The following is a 22,554-nucleotide window of genomic DNA, read 5'->3' on the forward strand; positions in this document are numbered from 1 at the left end:
CGATGTCGCCGTCGAATCCGCAAGTGCACCCGCCTCAGGCCGCGCCGTCGCAGCCACCGGTGTACCAGTCCTCGTGGACCGGCACCGACGACCTGTCCGGCAAACAGCCGGTGGCCAGTCGGCCGGGGCCGCCGCCCCCACCGACGAACTTCGGTCCGCCGCCGCTGCCCTACACGACGCCGCCGCGCAAGTCCGGCGACAAACGCAAGCTGATCCTGGCCGCCGCCGCGATCGGTGCGGTGGTGCTGCTCGTCGGCGGTATCACGCTGGCCGTCACGTCGGGCGGTGACGATTCGGCGGCCGCCGACCAGACCACGACGTCGGTGGAGACGTCGGAGACCACGACCGAGACGACCGTGTCGACCACGCCGAAGCCGCCCGGCGGCCGCTCGTACACGATCGCCGACTACATCCGCGAGAACAAGATCACCGAAACCCCGATCCACCGCGGCGATCCGGGTGCACCGGTGTTCACGATGCCGACGCCGCCAGGCTGGGTCGACGCGGGCCCGCGCACGCCGGCCTGGGCCTACTCGGCGATCGTCAACGACGCGATCTCACCGACCGATCCCCCGTCGGTCATCTCGCTGATCTCCAAGCTCGCGGGCAACGCCGACGCGAACAAGCTGCTCGAGTTCGCCCCCAATGAGCTACAGAACCTGGCCGAATACGAGCCCATCGGCGGGGTCACGCGCGGAAACCTCGGCGGGTTCCCCGCGGTGCAACTGGGCGGCACGTACTTCAAGGACGGCAAGCGCCGCGCGATCACTCAGAAGACCGTGGTGATCGAATCACCAACGGGCTTCTACGTGTTGCAGATCAACGCCGATTCGCTGTATCGCGATTTCCAGGCGCTCGTCGATGTCAACAAAGCCATCGACCAGCAGGCCACCGTCACGCCCTAGCCCTTTGTCGGCGGCAGCATCTGGAAGCCGGACAGGATCGTCTCGGCGTCACGCTGATACGCCGGATTCGCCGGGTCGGTGGTCTGCACAGTGACGGCCGCGACGAAGGTCATGTCATCGGTGTGCAGTACCGCCGCGGTCACCATCGCCGGATGCGGCGCGACCAGACCCATCGGCGGCATCTGGTAATGGATTGTCTCGGCGGGCAACCCGCACAAGGTGTGGCTCTCGACCGAGATGTCGGTGGCGCCGAGCCCGGATTCCAACGCGTCGCGCTGGCTTGAGAAAACGACCTCGGGGTCTTCGTTGCCCGGCCCGCTCTCCAGCGTCACCACCGCGGTCGGGGCGAACTCGGGCGTGCCGAGCGCGGGATTGGCCATCGCGAACCGGATCAGCTCCGAGTCCATCATCGTGGTGCGTTCCCAGCCGTCCGGCTGCGGGACCTTGAGCACCGGCTCGTCGGGGTTACGCGAATCGACCGTCGCGAGCTGCGCGTCGACCTCTTCGCAGTCCGGGTTGTCGGTGGCCGCGGCCTCCAACAGATCCTGGCCGGGCACCGCCTGCGCGTCTTCGACGACGCGCGTGCACGACGCCGTGACCAGGGTGAGCATCGCCAGGATGGCGGCAGTACGCGTGGTGGCCTTCATAGCTGCCGCCTTCCTGCGACGAGTCGCATGCTAGTGCGCGAAATGTCTTGCGCCGGTGAGGTACAGGGTGATGCCGGCCTTCGCGGCGGCTTCGGTCACCACGTCGTCGCGCATCGAACCGCCGGGATGGACGATGGCCTTGACGCCCGCCTCGGTGAGGACTTCGAGCCCGTCGGGGAAGGGGAAGAACGCGTCTGAGGCCGCCACGGCGCCCTGCACGCGGTCAGCGGCGCGCTGTACGGCGAGTCGCGCTGCATCGACGCGGTTCACCTGGCCCATGCCGACTCCCACGGTCGCGCCGTCCTTGGCAACGACGATCGCATTCGATTTTACTGCGCGGCAGGCACGCCAGGCGAAAGCGAGATCGGACAGCGTCTGCTCGTCGGCGGGCTGCCCCGTCGCCAGCGTCCAGTTGTTCGGATCGTCGCCGTCGGCGTCGAGCGCGTCCCGCTGCTGCAGCAGCACACCACCGCTGATCTGGCGCAGTTCGATGCCGCCAACAAGCGGTTCGGACGCGACGAGGATGCGGATGTTCTTCTTGCGGGACAGCACTTCGACCGCACCGGGTTCGTAAGCGGGCGCGATGATCACCTCGGTGAAGATGTCGGCGATGGTCTCGGCCATCTCCACACTGACTTGGGTGTTCGAGGCGATGACGCCGCCGAACGCACTGAGCGGATCGCATTCGTGCGCTTTGCGATGCGCGTCGGCCACCGACTTCGATGAGATCGCGATGCCGCACGGATTGGCGTGTTTGATGATCGCCACACAGATCTGCTCGTGGTCGAACGCTGCCCGCCACGCCGCGTCGGCATCGGTGTAGTTGTTGTAGGACATCTCTTTTCCGTGCAGCTGCTCGGCCTGGGCCAGGCCCGGCCAGGCGGAGTCATCGCGATACACGGCCGCCTGCTGATGCGGGTTCTCGCCGTAGCGCAGCACCGCGCTGCGATGCCAGGTGCCGCCGAACCACTGTGGCAGCTTCTGGGCGTGCTCTTCAGGAGCGAGCGTGGACCCCATCCAGGTCGCAACGGCCACGTCGTACTCCGCGGTGTGACGGAACGCCAACGAAGCCAGGATCTTTCGCTCCGCGAGGGTGAAGCCGCCGGCACGCACCGCGGCGAGCACACCGTCATAGCCGATCGGGTCGACGACCACCGCCACGCTGGGGTGGTTCTTGGCCGCGGCACGGACCATCGACGGGCCGCCGATGTCGATCTGCTCGACGCATTCGTCGACCGATGCTCCCGATTCCACGGTCTCGCTGAACGGGTAGAGGTTCACCACAACGAGTTCGAACGCCTCGACGTCGAGTTCCTTGAGCGCGGCGAGGTGTTCGGGCTTGCGGGTGTCGGCGAGCAGCCCGGCGTGTACGCGCGGGTGCAAGGTCTTCACCCGCCCGTCGAGCACCTCAGGGAAGCCCGTCACGTCCTCGACCGGGGTGACCGGAACACCGGTGCCGGCAATCGTTTTCGCGGTCGACCCGGTGGAGACGATCGTGACGCCCGCCTCGTGCAGGCCGCGTGCCAGATCGGCAAGGCCGGTCTTGTCGTACACGCTGATCAGCGCCCGCCGGATCGGTTTCTTGTCGCTCATCGCAGTCTCCTCAGCATCCGAAGGTCGCCTTTCGTCCAGTCCAGGTCACGCCGCGGGTCGCCAGCGCGGCCAGCACGTCCACCAGGAGCCGTCGTTCGACGACCTTGATGCGTTCGTGCAAAGTCTCTTCGGTGTCGTCGTCGGCCACCTCGACGACGTGCTGCGCCAGAATCGGGCCGGTGTCCATCCCGGCGTCGACCAGATGCACGGTGCACCCGGTTACGCGCACGCCGTAGGCCAGCGCCTCCGGCACGGCGTGCGCCCCGGGGAAGGACGGCAGCAGTGCCGGATGCGTGTTGACCACCCGGCCCGGGAAGGCGCTCAGGAACTGCGGGCCGAGAATTTTCATGAAGCCGGCCGAGACCACCAGGTCCGGTTGATGTTCGGCCGTTGCGGCGGTGATCGCAGCGTCCCAGGCAGCACGGTCGGGGTGGTCGCCGAGGCGCACGGTGTAGGACGCCACGCCGGCGTCGGCCGCGATGTCGAGCGCCGCGCACTTACGGTCGGTGCCGACGGCGACGACCCGTGCCGGATAGTCGTCGACGGCCGCGGCCAGTAGCGACGCGAGCAACGATCCGGTGCCCGAAGCCAGTACTACCAGCCGTGCCGGTGCACTCGGGGGCACACGTAGCGGTTGCTGCACGCGCAGCAGCCTAGTCGGCCTTGTCGCGCGGCTTATCGCCGGACACGTCCTCGTCGGCGATCTCGTCCACGATGAAGTGATCTTCGGGGTCGTCATGCAGATCGACGACGGGTTCGACGGGGTGCGCACCGGTGTCCTCGGAGTGCCACGACACGATCGGTCGGTCGGGCTCATCGGCGTCGAGGGGAACCTCCTCGACATCGACGAAGGCGGCCTCGTCCTCGGGCTCGGGCTCGCGCTCGACTTCAGGCTCCGGTTCGGGCTCGGGCTCGGGCTCGGGAGCCGGAGCAGCGGGAGCCACCACCGGGCGGCGGCGTCGCGCGAATCCGCCGGCCATCGACACCGTCAGCCCGCCGATCCCGACGAACCACAGGAACACCGCGGGCGCGAACGTCGCCTGGTCCACCCCGACGTCACCGAAATTGCCGAGGCGTCCGCCGCCGGCATAGCCGAGCAGCGCCATCGTCGCGGCCGCAACCGCAGCGGCGACGACCAGCTTGGCCAGCGCGGGCAGCACTGGGAGCGGCCGCCGGGCGCATTGCTGACCGACCGCGACGGCCGATGCCGCGCCGACGATCAGCAGCGCCACCCAGACCGGGCCGAGCGGCGGCGCAGGCACCGCGGCCAGCACGGGCACTGCCGGGATGTCGCCGCCGAACACCGTGAACGAGCTGAACGTGGCCAACCCCACGTGTGCACTGGACCCGACCGCGATGGCCGAGGTTCCCACGATCACGTTCGGTATGTAGAGCATCGACAGCACGGTCAGGCTGAACTGCCCGAACACCGTGTCGGTGATGGCATAGAGGTCGTGCATGGTGCCCCAATGCACGACCAACGACGCAGCCGTCACCACACCGGACAGCCCGAACAGCGCCAGCACGCCGGCAGCGGCAGCGCGAAATGCGTCGGGCAGCCAATTGGGCAGCGGCGACGCGGCCAGGGTGCGACGCCCGATCTTCGACGCCACCCCGATCACCGCGCCGATGGCGTGCACAGCCAATACGCCGCAGAACGCACGCAGTGCGTTCGGGGTTTGCAGTTCGGTGATCACCGACGCCGCGTCGTGGATCACCGCCAGCAGGATGGCCGCGATCAACAACGGCCCGCCGAGAGCGGAGGCCACGACCCAGCGGGTGACGAACCACGAAGAGTTGGGTGCGGTGGCCGCCGCGGTGGTGCGGGCGGTTCCCCACACCATCGCGAGCACGGGCAGCAACGGCATGACGCCGAGTTCGCGCCCGCCAATCGACACCGGCACCTGGTGCACGCCCAACCACATGCTCGCGATCGCGCCGAACGCGCCCGTCATGTCGCTGTTGGCAATGAGCAACTGCAACAACACGACAGCGGCGATGATCACCAACGCCACGACGGACGGCCCGAACGCGACCCGAAGCAGCTCACGCGCCTGGCGTGCGCCGACTGGCCGGGATTCCACTAGCTGGGCCGCTCCTCGCATGTGATCGCGCGTGCGCGGGTCACGCACGCGCGGATCAGCTTACGACGACGACTGGCCAGATTGCTGTGAAGACGGCTGCTGTGCCTGCGGCTGCGCCGGAACCTGAGTGGTGGGCGCCGACGAGCCGGACTGCTGCTGCGGCTGGCCGTAGGTCGGAAAGCCGGTGGGCGGGGTCGGCGGGCCGCTCTGCTGACCGCCCTGCGGGGCACCCTGGGGGCTCTGCGACGGGAAACCGCTGCTGCCGGGGTAGCTGCCGTACTGCGACGGGTAGCCGGGGCGCTGCGGAGCGGACTGCCCGTAAGGCTGGCCGCCGACCTGCGGCTGGCTCTGCTGACCGTAGTACTGCGAAGGTCCGCCGTACTGGCCGTACTGCGGCTGCTGCTCGTATGCGGGCTTGGGCGCCGGCGGCGTGAGCACGCCCGAGTCGAACAGGAGCGCCGCGATTGCCGAGCCGGCCTGGATCAGCGTGAGTACCAGGATCGTGTAGAGGGCCCAGCCCGCTTCTCCCCCGGTCGCGACCAGATCGGAGATCGCGAGCAGCAGGGCAAAGGTGGCGATCACACTGACGACGGCCACGTAGTTCTTCTGCTTGGGCAGCAGGCTGACGCCGGCCAACAGACCGGCCAGCAACGACAGCAGGACCGGCAGGGCACCGAGCCCGGCCGCGGCTTCCAGCGCGAAGCTGACCAGGTAGGTGATCAGGCCCGCGGCGGCGACGACCGCCAGCAGGATTTCCGGCAGCTTGCTTTCACCGGGCGCTACGTCCGTCTTCGCGAACTGCTGTGTTGCGCCGTATTGAGAACCCGACTGCGGTGCGGGTGGGTATCCGGGGCTACTAGGCGGGTAGGCCATGACCTCTCCTGTGCTGATCGAGCGTCGCGTCGTGCATTCCACGCAGGCATGGATGCGGACCTGGTACGGACCACGTGAGCGATTCGAGCTTCCACGCTAGCGCACCCGCATGGGTGCAGGGCACACGCTCTGTATGTCAGACAGGTCTCAAGCAGATACCAGTACGGGCGCGTCGATCGAATCCTGTTCGGCCGCCTCGATTTCGCGGACGAGCGGCAGCACCTTGGCGCCGAAGTACTCTATTTCCTCTTGGAAATGCAGGAAGCCGCCGAGGATCAGGTCGACACCGCGTTTGCGGTACGCCGCAATGCGTTCCGCGATCTGTTCGGGGGTGCCGATCAGCTGTGTGCGGAACCCGTCGTTGTACTGCACCAGATCCTCGAAACTCGAATCAGCCCACATACCCTTCTTGTCCGCGGTGGAGTTGCCGGCCTGCTGCACCGCCGATCGGAAGCCCTCGACGGCAGGTTTGTTGGCCTTCGCGACGATTTCCCTCAAGGTCTCCTTCGCCTCGGCCTCGGAGTCACGCGCGATGATGAACCCGTTGAGCCCGAACTTCACTTCACGATTTGCGTCGCGGGCATGTTCGCGAACGTCGACCACCTGTTCGGTGAGACCGTCGAAATCCTTGCCGTTGGAGAAGTACCAATCCGCGTAATAGCCGCCATTGCGCCGGGCCGCGCTGGAATTGCCGCCCTGGAACAGTTCCGGGTTGGGCCGCTCCGGGGTGTTGAGCGGTTTCGGCTTCAACGTGAAGTCGTGAATGCGATAGAAATCACCGCGGAAGTCCACGTCGTCCTCGGTCCAGATCTTGCGCAGCACCTGGAGGAACTCGGCGCTGCGACGGTACCGCTCGTCGTGTTCCAGCCACGGTTCGCCGAGATGGGTGAACTCGTCCTTGAACCAGCCACTGACGACGTTGACCGCGAATCGTCCGCCGGACAGGTGGTCGGCGGTCGCGCCCAACTTGGCCAGGACCGCAGGTTGCCACAGGCCGGGATGGACGGCCGCGATGACCTTGAGCTTCTCGGTCGCCAGCAGCAACGCCAGGGAAAAGCTCGTGGATTCGTGCTGGTACTCGGCGCCGTAGCTGGCCTCATAGCGGACCTGGCTCAGCGCGTACTCGAAGCCGTTGTTCTCCGCGGTCTGCGCGAGCTTGGCGTTGTACTCGTAGTTCCAGTCGGTGCGCTGCTCGATGTCGCTCGTGACCAGGCCGCCGCTGACGTTGGGCACCCAGTAGGCGAACTTGACGTGGTCGGCGATGCGTTCGGTCGTCATGGACAGTGATCCCAGCAAACACCGCACCGGTCGTCGCGGGTATCGCTCGCGCTGAACTTTTCTCCGCACCGCCCACGCAACGAGACGCGGCGTCTTGCTACCCAGACTGAAACACGTTCTAATTCTGGTCATGGATTACGGGCTCGTTCTATTCACCAGCGACCGCGGCATCACCCCGGCTTCGGCGGCGAAGCTGGCCGACGACCACGGTTTCACCACCTTCTACGTGCCCGAACACACCCACATCCCGATCAAACGCGAGGCCGCGCATCCCACCACGGGTGACGAGTCGCTGCCCGATGACCGCTATATGCGCACCCTCGATCCGTGGGTGTCGCTGGGCACGGCGTGTGCCGTGACGTCGCGCGTGCGGTTGTCGACGGCCGTCGCGCTGCCCGTCGAACACGATCCGATCACCCTGGCCAAGTCGATCGCGACGCTGGATCACCTGTCCGGCGGCCGGGTCAGCCTGGGCGTCGGATTCGGTTGGAACACCGATGAACTCGCCGATCACAAGGTTCCGCCCGGCCGTCGCCGCACGATGCTGCGCGAGTACCTGGAGGCGATGCGGGCGCTGTGGACCGAGGAAGAGGCCTCCTACGACGGCGAATTCGTGAACTTCGGACCGTCGTGGGCCTGGCCCAAGCCGGTCCAGTCACATATCCCCGTGTTGGTCGGTGCGGCCGGCACCGAGAAGAACTTCAAGTGGATCTCCCGCTCCGCCGACGGCTGGATCACCACGCCGCGTGACTTCGACATCGACGAACCGGTGAAGCTGCTGCAGGACACGTGGGCGGCGGCCGGGCGTGACGGCGCCCCGCAGATCGTGGCGCTGGACTTCAAGCCCGACGCCGAGAAGCTGGCCCATTGGCGCGAGATCGGCGTCACCGAGGTTCTCTTCGGGCTACCCGACAAGTCGGAATCCGAGGTCGCCGCCTACGTCGAGCGGTTGGCGGGCAAGCTGGCCGCGCTGGTGTAGTCAGTCGCCGATGCGATCCAGGATCCCCTGGGCGATCGCGACGACAGCGCCGGCCGGCTTGGCGTCTTGAAGCTGCACTTCGACCAAGACGTTTCCGCGCGCTGCCACCGCTCTGTCGAGGTACAGCTGTTCGCCGTCCATCGCGTTCTGCAGCGTGGTCATGCCGTCGTGGTTCGACTCCGGGGTGCCCAGCGTCCATGACTCGCGCGCGTCCGGCCCGGTGTAGGTGAACTTCTTCTCGGCGCAGCTTTTCCACAGCTCGATGTAGTCGCCCAACGCCGATTGCGCGGCGTTGGCACTCTCGAAAGTCGCCACCGATTGGTCGACGGCAGGCAAGCCCTTCTTGTTACTCGGCCCCGTCCTGGTCTGGAAGATCGCCTCGTAGCCGTTTTCGTCGTAGACGACCGACATGCCGCTGTACATCGCGCCCAGGCAATCCAGCGGGTCGTAGCTGCCGGGATCGTCGGCCGCGTCCGGATTCATCCACGACGCGACCGTCACCATCCCCGGCAACTTCACGATGTCCGAGATCTCGTCAGGACTCAGCAGGAGGCCTTCGAGATCGGAATCGTCGACAACCGGGCCCCCGGCCTGCACCGCGGCCGCCTGCCCGTCGACCGTCCGCGGCTGCACACCCCAAATGACCGATGCCACAACGGCAATCAATGCCACCAGGGCGGCGGCGACGAGGCCGACGGTTCGTCCGGTGCTCGACTTCTTGGGCGGTTTCGGCACCGGGTACCAGGCCTGGGTCATGGGGTCAGCCTACGGACCATCGGGTGCTGTCAGCGGGTCAACACGTGCTTTTGAGAGGTGTCGACGCGCGTACCCGTCCGGGCGGCCCACCTCTTCAACCCACTGTGACGAACGTGCAGGCTTTCGTGCCTGCCTGCCGACGACGCCACAAGAGGTTGCACGTTCGTCACAGCGCGACCCACCACATACCCACCCGCCACTCGGCCGCCGCGCGGGACATCGCTCAAGCGAGCGACGCGCGGTTGCCCTTGTCACCGGAGCGCACGACGATCGCCGCACCGAGCGGATCGCCGTCGGACAACAGGCCCACGAGATCCTCGTCCTTGGTCATTGCGAGGAACCGGCTGCCGTCGGAATCCAAGCGGCCGATGATGATCCCCGTGCGCACCGGCCAGTCGTAGCGCACGGTGTAGGTCTCGATCGTCGCAGCGCCGTCGGCGTTCTCGGTGATGGATACCGTGGGGAGCGCCGCGACGTGCTGTTGCAGCTCGGCGCTGTTATCGGGTGCCCAATCAGCGGGTTCGGTCGAATAGATGCCGACCGAGTACTTGCTCGCGATACCGCCGTTGGCGCCCACCAACGCGAACTGCCCTGGTTTGTCGCGCATTTCGTTGACGGCCTCGGCGATGCCGTGCATCGAGTAGTTGTTGCCCGGACCACCGAAGAACGGCAGCCCGCCGGTGAGCGTCAGGCCGCGCGGATCGTCCGTGGCCAGACCGGTTCCGTCGCAGATGTTGAACACCGGGAAGGGGAAGCAGCTGTAGAGATCGAAGGCCGCGACGTCGTCGAGTCCGATGCCGGCAACCCGCAGCGCCTCGTTCACCGCCGTCACCGCGACGGCGCTCGCGCCGATGTCCGCACGCTCCAGCAGCTTCTGTTCTTTCATGTCGGCGTGCCCGCGCAGGTACACCCACTTCTCCTCGGGCACCCCGAGCCGGCGTGCGTTCCCTACCGACGTCAGCAGCGTGGCAGCGCCCTGGTTGACCTGATCGCGGGCCACCATCAGGCGCGGATACGGGTCACAGATCATGCGGTTGCTGTCGGTGACGGTGGCCAACTCCTCGACCGAACGCTCCACCGGTGCCGCCGAAAACGGATTCTTGGAGGCAACTTTCGAGAACGGAGCGAACAGCTCGGCCATCGCTTGCCGGTAATCGGCGACCGACAAGCCCAAGCGGGCCCGGCGGGCGTTCTCCAGCAAGCCGTACTGCACGGGTGCGCCGATCAATCCATGCTTGACCGTGTACTCGTCGAAGATGCCGTCGTAGCCGAAGCCGCGGTCTTCCAATTGACCGTCGATCGTCTCGCTGAAATCCGGCTTGTCGTCCCTCTTCGCGAAATATCGTTCTGTCGACACCGCGTCGGACCCGAACAACAGCACGACGTCGGAGTCTCCGGCCGCGATGGCCGCCGCGAACTCGGTGACGAGGTGCTGAGGGCCCTGACCGCCGATCACTTCGAGGATTGCCCTGGCCGGCTCGGCACCGACACGACGCGCCACCGAACGCGGGTAGTTGTTGGAGGCACCGAACGGCGGCGGCGTCGGCCCGGAGATCTCGAACTGACGAACCCCCGCGACGGTGTCGATGGCCCGTGCGACGGCGTCGATGTCGGCGCCACAGTCATGGAGGGCGGCCTTGGCCGCCTCGGTGGCGAGTTCCACAGACGACATGCCGCGGTACCCCGGATCGTCGATGCGTTCGGTGAACTGCCCGACGCCGACGACGACGGGTGTGCGGGGATCGACCATGACAAACCTCCTGACACGTGTTAATTCGCCAGGCTAACGGACGGGCCTTTCCCGGGCGAATTCGGTGCACACGGACCCGCTTGACGAGCCTGTCACTTAGTGACACTCTTGGACTTGTCACTAAGTGACAGGGCGGAGGTGAGGGGTATCAACGACAAACAGGCCGAAGCACGGCTGGCCGTATCCCGACATGCCTGTGCCCTGTTCTGGGAACGCGGTGTCGCCGGCACGAGTGGTGACGACATCGCCGCCGCCGCAGGGCTTTCCACCCGCACCATCTGGCGCTACTTCCGGACGAAGGAAAGTTGCGTCGAGCCCCTGCTGGCCAAGTCGGCCGACCGATTCCTCGCGTCGGCGCGTCGGTGGCCCCACGAGCTCTCCCTGTCCGAACACCTTGCGGCAGACAGCGTTGAACACCCGCTCACGCCGCAGGACATCGAGGACGAGATCAGCGCAATACGGCTCGCCACGATGACGTCGTCCGAACCCGCCCTGCGCACTTCGTATCTGATGGTTCACGACCGCATGGAGCAGGGACTCATCCCGGTGATCGCCGACCGGCTGGGTCTCGCGGAAGACGATCTCACGGTGCGCCTGTGCGCGGCGGCCGTTACGGGCGCGTTCCGCGTCGTCGACGAGGACGTCAGCAAGGCCGTCATCGTCGACGGAAAGAAGGTCAGCCAGTCCGAGGCCCTGGCGCTCATGGACAGGGCCATCCGGGAAGCCACCAATGGTCGATTGGGCGGCCCGGTCGAACCCCGATAACACAACTGAATACGCACACAGCGAGTCTCCCGTCGGGAGGCCCGGCGAACGAACTTGCCTTCCAACCAGAAAGGACCACCATGGCCCTCCCCGAACTCATCACCGTCGAGGACTTCTTCAGCGCCCCAGAACGCGCGGCCGCCACGATCTCACCGGACGGCACCAAGCTCGCCTACCTCGCGCCGTGGCGCAACCGACTCAACGTCTGGGTCCAGGGCATCGACTCCGATGATGCGCCGCGGTGCGTGACCGCCGACGAGACCCGCAGCGTCTACATCTACCAGTGGACGCACGATTCGCGGTGGCTGATCTATATGCAGGACAGCGGCGGTGACGAGAACTGGCACGTCTACCGCGTCGACCCCGACAACCCGGATGCTTCGGCCGTCGATCTGACGCCGTTCCCCGGCGCCAGAGCACAATTCGACCTTCTCAAGGGCCGCCCCGGAAAGGCTGTCGTTCAGATCAACAACCGCAATCCCGAACTGCTCGACGCCTACGAACTCGACATCGCCACCGGTGAACTCACGCTGCTTGCGGAGAATCCCGGCAACGTCGTCCAGTGGATCAGTGGGCCCAGCGGGGACCTCTTCACCAACACGCTCACCGCCGACGGCGATGTCGAGATATCGCAATGGGATTCGGCCACAAGCACATTGCGAACCATCAAGGTCTATGACGGAACCGACTACCCCCTCGGCGTCAATCCCGTCGCCATCACGCCCGACGGCACCGGCATCTGGCTGGGATCCAATGAGGGCACCGACCTGACGCGGTTGGCCCGCCTCGACGTGGCGACCGGCGAAGAAACCGAGGTGGACAGCCACCCGACGCTCGACCTGGCGTGGACGCTCGGACTTCCGGTCGCGCCGCTGATCCTGCGCCGACGCACCGGTGAGCTCCTCGGCGTCCGCTACTACGGGGAACGCCAGGTGATTCATGCGCTCGACCCGGATTTCGCTGCGGTACTGGAAAATCTGACCAAGCTCTCGGACGGCGACCTCACCGGCATGTCCTGCGACGACAGCGAGCAGCGCTGGGTCGTGAGCTTCAATCACGATCGCGATCCCGGGGCGACCTATTTCTACGACCACTCGACGGGCGAGAGCCGACTGCTGTTCCGGCCCTATCCGAAGCTCGATCCCGAGAATCTGGCACCGATGACCCCGGTGACCATCACCGCGCGCGATGGCATGCTGTTGCATTCGTATCTGACGCTGCCAGTCGGTGTCGAACCAGTCGATCTGCCGATGGTTCTACTGGTCCACGGCGGGCCTTGGGCCCGCGACAGCTGGAGCTTCCAGCCCGATGTCCAGATGCTGGCGAACCGTGGATATGCGGTGCTGCAGGTCAACTTTCGCGGATCGACCGGCTACGGCAAGGCATTCACCAAGGCCGCCATCGGTGAGTTCGCGGGCAAGATGCACGACGACCTGATCGACGCCGTCGATTGGGCCGTCAAACAGGGCTACGCCGATCGCGATCGCGTCGCGATCTTCGGTGGCTCCTACGGCGGATACTCCGCGCTCGTCGGCGTCACCTTCACACCCGACGTGTTCGCCGCGGCCATCGACTACGTCGGGATCTCCAGCCTCGCGAACTTCATGCGCACGCTGCCGAATGTCGGTCGGCGATTTCTCGCCACCAACTGGCATCTGTACGTCGGCGACCCGTCGGACCCCGAGCAGGAAGCCGACATGCTGGCGCGCTCCCCCATCACGCGCGTCGATCAGATCCGCACGCCGCTATTCGTGGTGCAGGGCGCCAACGACTCTCGCGTCGTCCAAGCCGAGTCGGACAACCTCGTCGAAGCACTCCGCAAGCGAGGCGTCGAGGTGGAGTACATGGTCAAGGAGAACGAGGGACACGGATTCCTCAATCCCGACAACAACATTGACATGTACCACGCGGTCGAGCGGTTCCTCGCCGAGCACCTGGGCGGTCGCCTTTAACTGCCGAGCAGCCGAGCAGACGCGTAGGTCCCCGAAATCGGGTGATTTCGGGGACCTTAACGTCTGCTCGCGCAGGGAAAGTTACAGCGACTCGAGGATCTCGCGGGCCAGCTTGGCGGTCTCGGACGGGGTCTTGCCGACCTTCACGCCCGCGGCCTCCAGGGCCTCCTTCTTGGCGGCCGCGGTGCCCGACGAGCCCGACACGATGGCGCCGGCGTGGCCCATGGTCTTGCCCTCCGGCGCGGTGAAGCCCGCGACGTAGCCGACGACCGGCTTGGAGACGTTGGCCTTGATGTAGTCGGCTGCCCGCTCCTCGGCGTCGCCGCCGATCTCACCGATCATCACGATGACCTTGGTCTCGGGATCCTTCTCGAACGCCTCGATGGCGTCGATGTGGGTGGTGCCGATGACCGGGTCGCCGCCGATGCCGATGGCGGTCGAGAAGCCGAAATCGCGCAGCTCGTACATCATCTGGTAGGTCAGCGTGCCGGACTTCGACACCAGGCCGATCGGGCCCTTGCCGGTGATGTTGTTGGGCGTGATGCCGACCAGCGACTCGCCGGGCGTGATGATGCCCGGGCAGTTGGGGCCGATGATGCGGGTCTTCTGACCCTTCTCGACGTTATAGGCCCACGCATAAGCGGTGTCCTGCACCGGGATTCCCTCGGTGATGACGACCAGCAGCGGGATCTCGGCGTCGATGGCCTCGATGATCGCGTCCTTCGAGAAGGCAGGCGGCACAAAGGCGATCGACACGTCGGCGCCGGTCTCCTTCATGGCCTCGGCGACCGAGCCGAAGACCGGCAGCTCGATGTCGTTGCCGTCCTTGTCTTTGTGCGACACCTTGGTGCCGGCCTTGCGCGCGTTGACGCCGCCGACCACCTGGGTGCCGGCCTTCAGCATCAGCGCGGTGTGCTTGGTGCCCTCACCGCCGGTGATGCCCTGGACGATGACCTTGGAATCCTTGTTCAGGAAGATAGACATTCTCGTTGGCTCCCTTACTTGTTCGCCAGCTCGGCGGCTTTGTCGGCACCGGAGTCCATGGTCTCGGCCTGGATCACCAGCGGGTGGTTGGCCTCGGCCAGGATGCGGCGGCCCTCCTCGACGTTGTTGCCGTCCAGGCGCACCACCAGCGGCTTGTTGGCCTCGTCACCGAGGATCTGCAGCGCCTTGACGATGCCGTTGGCGACGGCGTCACACGCGGTGATGCCGCCGAACACGTTGACGAACACGCTCTTGACCTGAGTGTCGTTGAGGATGACGTCCAGGCCCGCGGCCATCACCTCGGCCGAGGCACCGCCACCGATGTCGAGGAAGTTGGCCGGCTTCACGCCGTTGTGCTTCTCGCCCGCGTAGGCGACGACGTCCAGCGTCGACATGACCAGCCCGGCACCGTTACCGATGATGCCGACCTCGCCGTCGAGCTTGACGTAGTTGAGGTCGTTCTCCTTGGCCTTGAGCTCGAGCGGATCGGTCGCGTCCTTGTCCTCGAACTCGGCGTGGCCGGGCTGACGGAAGTCGGCGTTGGCGTCGAGCGTGACCTTGCCGTCGAGCGCAAGGATCTGATCGTCGGGGGTACGCACCAGCGGGTTGACCTCGACCAGGGTGGCGTCCTCCTTGACGAACACCTCCCACAGCTTCGCGATGGTCACCGCGGCAGCGTCGAGCACCTCGGCCGGCAGGTGGCCTTGCTCGGCAATCGAGCGAGCGAACGCGAGATCGACACCCTTGACCGCGTCGACGGGCACCTTGGCCAGCCGCTCGGGCTTGGTCGCGGCGACCTCTTCGATCTCCATGCCGCCCTCGACCGAGCACATCGCGAGGTAGGTGCGGTTCGCGCGATCGAGCAGGAACGAGATGTAGTACTCCTCGGCGATGTCGCTCGCCTCGGCCACCAGCAACTTTTTGACGACGTGGCCCTTGATGTCGAGGCCGAGGATGTTCCCGGCGTGCGTGAACGCGTCATCAGGGGTGGCTGCGTACTTGACACCGCCGGCCTTGCCACGGCCACCGGTCTTGACTTGTGCCTTCACCATCACCGGGCGGCCGATTTCCTCGGCGATCGCCTTGGCGTCCTCGGCGGAGTCGGTCACCCGGCCGGGCGTCGTGGGGACGTTGTGCTTGGCGAACAGCTCTTTCGCCTGGTATTCGAAGAGATCCATTTGCTTCCTAATTAGGCGGTGTCTGTCTGCTTGGCCTCGAACGCGCGTCGAAGCCGCCCGGTCCGGTACCTCTCTGACGGGCCCGGACGCACTTTATCCACCGAAGAGTGAGGCTTAGGCACCGCCTACCACTCATGTGGCAGATCTCACCGGGGTCCGCTGGTGATACAGATCACATTCCGGCGCGGAATAGTCGCATAAGTTGCCACCATCATTGGGATTTGGTTAACGTGCCTCTGGTCCAGATAACGTTCAGGTCACGTCGAGAAGGATCTTCCAGGTTGCCGCAGCATCGTTCTTCCGCGTCTCCCAAGGGAGTACCGACGAACGCACGGCACCGCACCATCCCTTCGCCCGACGAACTCGACGCTGCCGAAGTCACCGACATCATCCCGTTCAACGAGTTCGGCAAGCTCACTGATCTGGAGTTTCATTCTTCGAGCGCCTTCGATCGGGAATCGCGCGTCATCCACGCACCCGAGCTCGACGACTTGCACGACACGGACGATCTCGTCCCGGTCCGGCTCGCCGTTCCGTCGCAGTTCCGTCCCGATGTCGGCAAGGAGCGCAGCTCCGCTTCCTCGCGCGGAGCGCGAAATTCCACGTACGCGTACCGCGACAGCCACACCGACGTCAGCGACGGCGTCGCCGCGACGGACATCATCGACATGGCCGGGCGCCGCGGCGCGCACCGCAAGGAGAGCACCGGCGCCGTCAAGAGCCGTCTGATGATCGCGGCCATGGCCGCGGGCGCCACCGCGGCGGGTGCGTACTCGTTCGGCAACGGCACCGAGGCCCAGGCCGCCGACGACACCGTGATGGCGAGCGGACAGACCCGGGTGAACGGCGCCGCCGTCACCGGTTCCGTCGACGGCATGCAGATCGTGTCCGTGGCCTCGAACACGGACTCGTCGGTGCACGCCGAGGAGATCACCAAGGCCGCCGCGTTCGCACAGGAGCGCGCCGAGCGCGAGGCCCGGCTCGCCCGCCCGCTGTTCGCGATGCCCACGAAGGGTGTGTGGACGTCCGGCTTCGGCTACCGCTGGGGTGTTCTGCACGGCGGCATCGACATCGCCAACTCGATCGGCACCCCCATCTACGCCGCCTCCGACGGCGTCGTGATCGACGTCGGCCCGACGGCCGGTTACGGCGCCTGGGTCAAGATCCGGCACTCGGACGGCACCGTCACGCTCTACGGCCACATCAACACGTGGCTCGTCAGTGTCGGCGAGCGCGTCATGGCCGGCGACCAGATCGCCACCATGGGCAACCGCGGTAATTCGACTGGCCCGCACCTGCACTTCGAGGTCATGCTCAACGGGTCGGACCGCATCGACCCGACGAGTTGGCTGGCCAAACGTGGTCTCAGCGTCGGCGGCTATGTTGGCTGAGTGAGCCATCCAGGTCCTTCCGACGCCGATTCTCCCGACCAGGACGACCACACCCGCATCCTCCGCCGCCAGCCCGAGGGATTCCCTTCCGGTCCGGTTTCGAAACCTTTGCCAAGTTCCGACGACCCGAAAACGAGCATCATTCGGCGTCATCCCACGGGCGCCATTCCGACCGCCGCCGACGCGGAGCCTCAGACGAGCCTGATCGGCGATCCCGCCGGCGGTGAGGCACAGACCGGTCTCATCGGTCCACCGGCCGTCAGCGACGCCCAGACGGGCCTTATCGGCCGCCCCGCCGACGACGCACGGACCGGCTACATCCCGCGTGCTCGGCCGATCGCGATCCCGCGGACGTCAGCGAACACCAACCCCCGGTCGGCCGTAGCGGCCTCGGTTGTCAGCATCCTCAGCGGGTGGGCGACCGGTGTCATCGCCACCGACCTCATCGCCGGCTGGTGGCGCACCGACGCATTGTTCTGTGTCGCCATCGGATTTCTCGCCGCGATCTCAGCCGCAGCAACCATCGGCGGGCTCATCGCATTGTTGCTGCGCCGCAGGATGGGTCGGCTGCTGATCGTCGTCGGCGCGATCATCGGGCTGCTCATCTTCGGCAGCCTGTTCATCGCGGGTGCCAAGTTTCATCCGGTCGTCTACGCGATGCCGATCCTGCCGGCGGCCAGCATCGGCCTCACCTTGCTGCCCTCCACGGGCCGCTGGGCGGGGTCGCGGAACTAGCGTCGGCATCGCTGCCCGGGTTCACAGCTTCCGGTCAGCCTGATCCAAACCGTCGACCCGAATTCGGGCGCAGGCGTCTACTGGGGCGGATTCGCGTGTGTTCACGCCATGACACCCCTCCGGAGGCCCGCTCCCATGTTCAGCCGCATATTGCGCATCGTGTTCGTATTGGCAATGGCCGCAACAGCTGTCGCGTGCTCTGGCAACGACAGCGGTTCCGCCGGGTACACCCTGCGGATCGGGGCCACGTCGGTCACGGGAACCCCGGCCGGATCCCTGGGATGGGGCGATCGCGAAGGCATCCTCGCCGAACAGCTCAAGGCCGCGGGCGTCGACAAGATCGAGTACTCGTTCTTCCAGTCCGGCAGTGACGTGGTCTCGGCACTGTTCGCCGGCGCGATCGACGTCGCCGCGGTCGGCGACAACCCGGCGCTTCGCGCCCGCAGCAGGGACGCGAAAGTAGTTCTGCTGTCCCTTGATTCGATCAACGGCGACGCCTGGATCGTCGGCGCGAAGGGCGGGCCGACCGATATCCAGGGGCTGGTCGACAAATCCGTCACCGCGCCGCAAGGCACGATCCGCGACCGGGCCGCGCGCCAACTCATCGACACCGCGGGCTTGACGGGCAAGATCCAGGTGCGTGACGTGCCGACGCCCGAATCCATCGCCGGGCTGAGTTCCGGACAGATCGACGCGACCGTGGTCACCGGCGCCAGCGCAATAGAGCTGCAATCCAAGGGCTTTCCCGTCATTGACAGCCTGTCGCGGCACGGGTTCGGCAGCACCGGGACGAACATCACCCTGACGTCGTTCACCGATCAGCACCCCGAATTCGCCGGCGCTTGGCAGCAAGCCGTCACCGCGGTCAACCGCGACATCAACGAGAACTTCGACGACTATCTCGCCTGGGTTGCCGAAACCGACGGCACCGAACTCGAATTCGTGCAGAAGTCGACGCGCGCCGAGGAGTTCAACACCGAGCCGTTCCCCGAGGTGGGGCTGAACCAGCTGGAGGCGGCCTACAACTTCCTCAACGCCGACGGCTCGTTCGACAACGAGTACTCCGTGCGCGAGTGGGCGGGTGCGAAATCATGACGCTCGCCCCTGAGGTCACCGCGGCGCCGAAGCCCGAACTGATCGAGGTCGTCTCCGGACGACACGGCCGAAAAGGGCTGTGGTCGCGCATTCCCCGGCCGGTCCGCCGGCTGCTGGGCCCCGTGCTGATCCTCGCGGCATGGGCCATCGGATCGGTCACCGCACTGCTCGACCCCGACCTGTTTCCGCCGCCGAGCGAGGTGGCGACCACCGCGTGGCGGCTGCTCGTCGACGGCCAACTCGCGACGCATGTCGGCGCATCGGCGACACGGGTGCTCACCGGGACCGTCCTTGGCATCGTGATCGGCGTGTTGCTCGCCGTCGTCGCGGGGCTCACCCGCACCGGCGAGGATCTGCTCGACTGGACCATGCAGATCCTCAAGGCCGTACCGAATTTCGCGCTCACACCGCTTCTCATCATCTGGATGGGCATCGGCGAGGGTCCCAAGATCGTGCTCATCACCACGGGCGTCGCCATCGCGATCTACATCAACACCTATTCCGGGATCCGCGGCGTCGACCGTCAACTGGTGGAGATGGCACAAACTCTCGAGGCTCCGCGGCGCACGCTGATCACGCAGGTGATCCTGCCCGGTGCGATGCCGAATTTCCTTGTCGGGCTACGTCTCGGGCTGTCCAGTGCGTGGCTGAGCCTGATCTTCGCCGAGATGATCAACACCACCGAAGGCATCGGGTTCCTGATGTCGCGCGCCCAGACGAATCTGCAGTTCGACGTCTCCCTGCTGGTGATCGTCATCTACGCGGTCGCGGGCCTGCTCTCCTACACCCTCGTACGCGTTCTCGAACGGCTGCTGTTGTCCTGGCGCAACGGCTTTGACGGCGTCTCATGAGTTCGCCGGTCGTCAAGGTCAGCGGGCTTCACCGGGCATTTGGGCCCCAGCAGGTACTGTGCGATCTCGACTTGCACATCGACGACGGCGAGTTCGTCGCGATGCTGGGCCGCTCGGGGTCCGGCAAGAGCACGCTGCTTCGGGTGCTGGCCGGGCTCGACGATCAGGTCACCGGGTCGGTGGTGGTGCCGCGGTCACGAGCCGTCGTGTTCCAGAACCCGCGGCTGCTGCCATGGCGGCGCGCCCTGGCCAACGTCACGTTCGCACTACCCGATGCCGGCCCCGATGCGCCCAGCCGTACGGACCGCGGCCGGGCCGCGCTGGACGAGGTCGGTCTGGCAGACAAGGTCAAGGCGTGGCCGCTGTCACTGTCCGGCGGTGAGGCCCAACGGGTTTCGCTGGCCCGGGCACTGGTCCGTGAACCAGACCTGCTACTGCTCGACGAACCGTTCGGCGCGTTGGACGCACTCACACGGCTCAAGATGTACCGGTTGCTGCACGAGCTGTGGGCACGCCGGCACATGGCGGTACTGCACGTCACTCACGATGTCGATGAGGCCATCCTGCTCGCCGACCGTGTCGTGGTGCTCTCCGAAGGCCACGTGTCGCTGGACCGGCAGGTCGAGTTGCCGTTCCCGCGTAGTCGTGGCGACGCGGGCTTCGACGAGCTGCGTCGCGTCCTGCTGGCCGAACTCGGGGTTCGCGAGGAGGTCGGCCATGACCGGAGTCGATGAGGACCGAGCCGATGTCCTGGTCATCGGCGGCGGTCCGGCCGCGACGTGGGCCGCGATCTCGGCGGCGGAGTCCGGCAGCCGGGTCACCCTCGTAGACAAGGGTTATTGCGGTACGAGCGGGGCGACGGCGGCGGGCGGCAACAATCTGTGGCTCATCGCGCCCGGCCCGCGCCGCGAGGAGTCGATCCGCGAGCGCGAGCGGGCGGCCGGGCGCATCACCGACTCGGAGTGGATGTCTCGCGTGCTCGCCACGTCGTGGGACCGCATCGAGCAGCTGGCCCAATGGGGATACCCGTTTCCGATCGGAGCTGACGGCCGGCCGATGCGCAGCAGCCTGCAAGGACCCGAGTACATGCGTCGTATGCGGCGCAAGGCTCATCGCAGCGGGGTGCGCATCCTCGACCACCATCCCGCGCTCGAGTTGACCGCCGACGCCGACGGTGTCGTCAACGGCGCCACCGGCATCGCGCGACAGGAGGGCGGACGGCCGTGGCGGATTCACGCCGGGGCCGTCGTATTGGCAACCGGCGGTACGGCGTTTCTGTCCGGCACGTTCGGCACCAACGTCAACACCGGCGACGGCCTGCTGATGGCCGCCGAACACGGTGCCCAGCTGTCCGGCATGGAGTTCTGTTCGGCCTACGCACTCGCACCCGAATGGGGCACCCACACCAAGGGCCGCATGCTGCAGTGGGCCAGTTTCTACGACGAGGACGGCCAGCCGTTCCCGACGCAACTCGGGCTCGGCGGACGACAGGATGCCCAGTGGGCACTGGCCCATGGCAAGCGGGTGTTCGCCCGGCTGGACCGCGCACCCGAACACATCCGCCAGACCATGCGCGACGCGCAGCCCAACTACTTCCTGCCGCTCGACAAGGCCGGCATCGACCCGTTCTTGACCGCGTACCCGATCCGCATGGTCTACGAAGGATCCGTACGCGGCACCGGTGGGCTGCGCCTGACCGGGCCCGATTGCGCGACAACGGTTCCCGGCCTGTACGCGGCCGGCGACGCCGCGACGCGCGAGCTCATCACCGGCTCGCTGTCCGGCGGGGGGAGCCGCAACGGGTCGTGGGCGATCGCGTCGGGCACCTTCGCCGGCCGCGGCGCCGCGGAGTTCAGTCGGGGTCGCACGGCCGGGCCGGTGGTCTCCGATGGGCCCAGTCGTCCGGCACGCCCGGGCGCCCCGGCCGTCGAGGAGGTGGTGCGTGCCGTCCAGGCGCATATCCTGCCGCCGTCACGCAGCTATTTGAAGTCGTCCGAGCGTCTTGCGGCGTCGGCGGCCGCCCTCGACAACGTGTGGCGTGACATCGCCGAGGGGTTCGCGCCGGTGGCGCCACGGGATTCGTACAAACCGCGCCAAGCCGTCGCGCTCGTGGCGGCCGCCCGATGGATCACCGCAGCATCGCTGGCCCGCGCCGAGAGCCGTGGCTTGCACCGCCGCGAGGACATCACCGGAAGTGACGAGCGGTTCGATCACCGTATCCTCGTCGGCGGACTGGATTCGGTGTGGACTGCCGACGATCCGGTTGCACCCCAACTGATCTCGTCGGAGGCGGTCGCGTGATCGAGATCGTCAGCTCGGCTGCCTGCATCGCGTGCGACATCTGCGTCAAGGTGTGCCCCACCGACGTGTTCGACCGCGGCGCCGATGGCATACCGGTGATCGCACGACAGTCGGACTGCCAGACCTGCTTCATGTGCGAGGCCTACTGCCCCACCGACGCCCTGTACGTCTCGCCGGTGTCGGTGCCAGTCGAGCCGGGCAGCCCGCACGCCTCCGAGGACGCGGTCACCCGTGCCGGGCTGTTCGGTGACTATCGGGAATTGGTCGGCTGGGGCCGGGGCCGCACGCCGGGCTCCCGTCGCGACCAGAACCCGGTGCTGACGTCAGTTCCGCCGCTGCCCGAAGCGGGTCTACCGGTGCCCGCCGCGGTCGTGAAATCTCCCTGGAACCATCCGACGAGGTAATCGCTCGGCACCGCTCGCCCGAAGGCACAACCA

21 protein-coding genes are annotated in these 22,554 nt (G+C 66.7%); 11 read left to right on the top strand and 10 right to left on the bottom strand.

What is annotated here, in order from left to right:
* Positions 1-2: 2 nt before the first annotated feature.
* On the top strand, positions 3-905 hold the full coding sequence (gene lpqN / locus AWC31_RS38280; protein ID WP_409371491.1) for an envelope biogenesis lipoprotein LpqN: 903 nt from the start codon (positions 3-5) through the stop codon (positions 903-905).
* Here the strand turns inward: lpqN and AWC31_RS10415 are convergent.
* From AWC31_RS10415 to sfnG, 6 genes are all read right to left on the bottom strand, one after another.
* Positions 902-1,552: an LpqN/LpqT family lipoprotein gene (locus tag AWC31_RS10415; protein ID WP_067844129.1), complete on the bottom strand. Its 651-nt coding sequence runs from the start codon at positions 1,550-1,552 to the stop codon at positions 902-904. The genes lpqN and AWC31_RS10415 overlap by 4 nt on opposite strands.
* Before the next feature lie 30 nt (positions 1,553-1,582).
* Positions 1,583-3,145, bottom strand: a complete 1,563-nt coding sequence (gene purH, locus AWC31_RS10420) for a bifunctional phosphoribosylaminoimidazolecarboxamide formyltransferase/IMP cyclohydrolase (RefSeq protein WP_085144181.1) — start codon at positions 3,143-3,145, stop codon at positions 1,583-1,585.
* Between the two features lie 10 nt (positions 3,146-3,155).
* Complete coding sequence (purN, locus tag AWC31_RS10425) at positions 3,156-3,788, bottom strand: phosphoribosylglycinamide formyltransferase (RefSeq protein ID WP_085144182.1); 633 nt, start codon at positions 3,786-3,788, stop codon at positions 3,156-3,158.
* Between the two features lie 10 nt (positions 3,789-3,798).
* Positions 3,799-5,229, bottom strand: coding sequence for a cell division protein PerM (locus AWC31_RS10430; RefSeq protein ID WP_085144183.1), 1,431 nt, complete (start codon positions 5,227-5,229; stop codon positions 3,799-3,801).
* A gap of 60 nt (positions 5,230-5,289) precedes the next feature.
* Entirely contained in the window at positions 5,290-6,102 is an 813-nt protein-coding gene (locus tag AWC31_RS10435) for a DUF5336 domain-containing protein (RefSeq protein ID WP_085144184.1), read from the bottom strand.
* Between the two features lie 147 nt (positions 6,103-6,249).
* Complete coding sequence (sfnG, locus tag AWC31_RS10440) at positions 6,250-7,380, bottom strand: dimethylsulfone monooxygenase SfnG (protein ID WP_085144185.1); 1,131 nt, start codon at positions 7,378-7,380, stop codon at positions 6,250-6,252.
* A 130-nt stretch (positions 7,381-7,510) separates the two neighbouring features.
* Here sfnG and AWC31_RS10445 point away from each other — a divergent pair, with 130 nt between their 5' ends.
* A complete protein-coding gene (locus AWC31_RS10445; protein WP_085144186.1) occupies positions 7,511-8,359 on the top strand; it encodes an LLM class F420-dependent oxidoreductase in 849 nt (282 codons plus the stop codon).
* On the opposite strand, the gene AWC31_RS10450 is transcribed toward AWC31_RS10445, so the two are convergent.
* Together AWC31_RS10450 and AWC31_RS10455 are read right to left on the bottom strand one after the other, a co-directional pair.
* Positions 8,360-9,115: a sensor domain-containing protein gene (locus AWC31_RS10450; RefSeq protein ID WP_085144187.1), complete on the bottom strand. Its 756-nt coding sequence runs from the start codon at positions 9,113-9,115 to the stop codon at positions 8,360-8,362. It abuts the gene before it with no gap.
* Between the two features lie 223 nt (positions 9,116-9,338).
* Complete coding sequence (locus tag AWC31_RS10455) at positions 9,339-10,865, bottom strand: acetyl-CoA acetyltransferase (RefSeq protein ID WP_085144188.1); 1,527 nt, start codon at positions 10,863-10,865, stop codon at positions 9,339-9,341.
* A 138-nt stretch (positions 10,866-11,003) separates the two neighbouring features.
* On the opposite strand from AWC31_RS10455, the gene AWC31_RS10460 reads away from it, so the two are divergent.
* Both AWC31_RS10460 and AWC31_RS10465 read left to right on the top strand, forming a co-directional pair.
* Positions 11,004-11,630 carry a TetR/AcrR family transcriptional regulator gene (locus AWC31_RS10460; RefSeq protein ID WP_445252263.1) on the top strand — a complete coding sequence of 209 codons (627 nt, stop codon included), beginning with the start codon at positions 11,004-11,006 and terminating at the stop codon, positions 11,628-11,630.
* Between the two features lie 80 nt (positions 11,631-11,710).
* Entirely contained in the window at positions 11,711-13,582 is a 1,872-nt protein-coding gene (locus tag AWC31_RS10465; protein WP_085144189.1) for a S9 family peptidase, read from the top strand.
* A gap of 81 nt (positions 13,583-13,663) precedes the next feature.
* On the opposite strand, the gene sucD is transcribed toward AWC31_RS10465, so the two are convergent.
* Positions 13,664-14,566: a succinate--CoA ligase subunit alpha gene (gene sucD, locus AWC31_RS10470; RefSeq protein WP_085144190.1), complete on the bottom strand. Its 903-nt coding sequence runs from the start codon at positions 14,564-14,566 to the stop codon at positions 13,664-13,666.
* A 14-nt stretch (positions 14,567-14,580) separates the two neighbouring features.
* Positions 14,581-15,744: an ADP-forming succinate--CoA ligase subunit beta gene (gene sucC / locus AWC31_RS10475; protein WP_067844097.1), complete on the bottom strand. Its 1,164-nt coding sequence runs from the start codon at positions 15,742-15,744 to the stop codon at positions 14,581-14,583.
* A gap of 281 nt (positions 15,745-16,025) precedes the next feature.
* Between sucC and AWC31_RS10480 the strand changes: the two genes are divergently transcribed.
* The 7 genes from AWC31_RS10480 (at position 16,026) to AWC31_RS10510 (ending at position 22,521) form a co-directional block, all read left to right on the top strand.
* Positions 16,026-17,135: a M23 family metallopeptidase gene (locus AWC31_RS10480; RefSeq protein WP_085144191.1), complete on the top strand. Its 1,110-nt coding sequence runs from the start codon at positions 16,026-16,028 to the stop codon at positions 17,133-17,135.
* Positions 17,136-17,870: a hypothetical protein gene (locus AWC31_RS10485; RefSeq protein ID WP_085144192.1), complete on the top strand. Its 735-nt coding sequence runs from the start codon at positions 17,136-17,138 to the stop codon at positions 17,868-17,870.
* Between the two features lie 135 nt (positions 17,871-18,005).
* On the top strand, positions 18,006-18,965 hold the full coding sequence (locus AWC31_RS10490; protein ID WP_085144193.1) for an ABC transporter substrate-binding protein: 960 nt from the start codon (positions 18,006-18,008) through the stop codon (positions 18,963-18,965).
* Complete coding sequence (locus tag AWC31_RS10495; RefSeq protein WP_085144323.1) at positions 18,962-19,816, top strand: ABC transporter permease; 855 nt, start codon at positions 18,962-18,964, stop codon at positions 19,814-19,816. The genes AWC31_RS10490 and AWC31_RS10495 overlap by 4 nt, the downstream gene beginning before the upstream one ends.
* A complete protein-coding gene (locus tag AWC31_RS10500; RefSeq protein WP_085144194.1) occupies positions 19,813-20,550 on the top strand; it encodes an ABC transporter ATP-binding protein in 738 nt (245 codons plus the stop codon). The genes AWC31_RS10495 and AWC31_RS10500 overlap by 4 nt, the downstream gene beginning before the upstream one ends.
* The gene (locus AWC31_RS10505; RefSeq protein WP_085144195.1) at positions 20,534-22,117 is read left to right on the top strand and encodes an FAD-dependent oxidoreductase; all 1,584 of its coding nucleotides are present in this window, start codon (positions 20,534-20,536) and stop codon (positions 22,115-22,117) included. The genes AWC31_RS10500 and AWC31_RS10505 overlap by 17 nt, the downstream gene beginning before the upstream one ends.
* Positions 22,114-22,521: a 4Fe-4S dicluster domain-containing protein gene (locus AWC31_RS10510; RefSeq protein ID WP_085144196.1), complete on the top strand. Its 408-nt coding sequence runs from the start codon at positions 22,114-22,116 to the stop codon at positions 22,519-22,521. The genes AWC31_RS10505 and AWC31_RS10510 overlap by 4 nt, the downstream gene beginning before the upstream one ends.
* Positions 22,522-22,554: the final 33 nt, after the last annotated feature.

This window comes from Mycolicibacterium wolinskyi, assembly GCF_002101965.1.
Classification (GTDB): domain Bacteria; phylum Actinomycetota; class Actinomycetes; order Mycobacteriales; family Mycobacteriaceae; genus Mycobacterium; species Mycobacterium wolinskyi.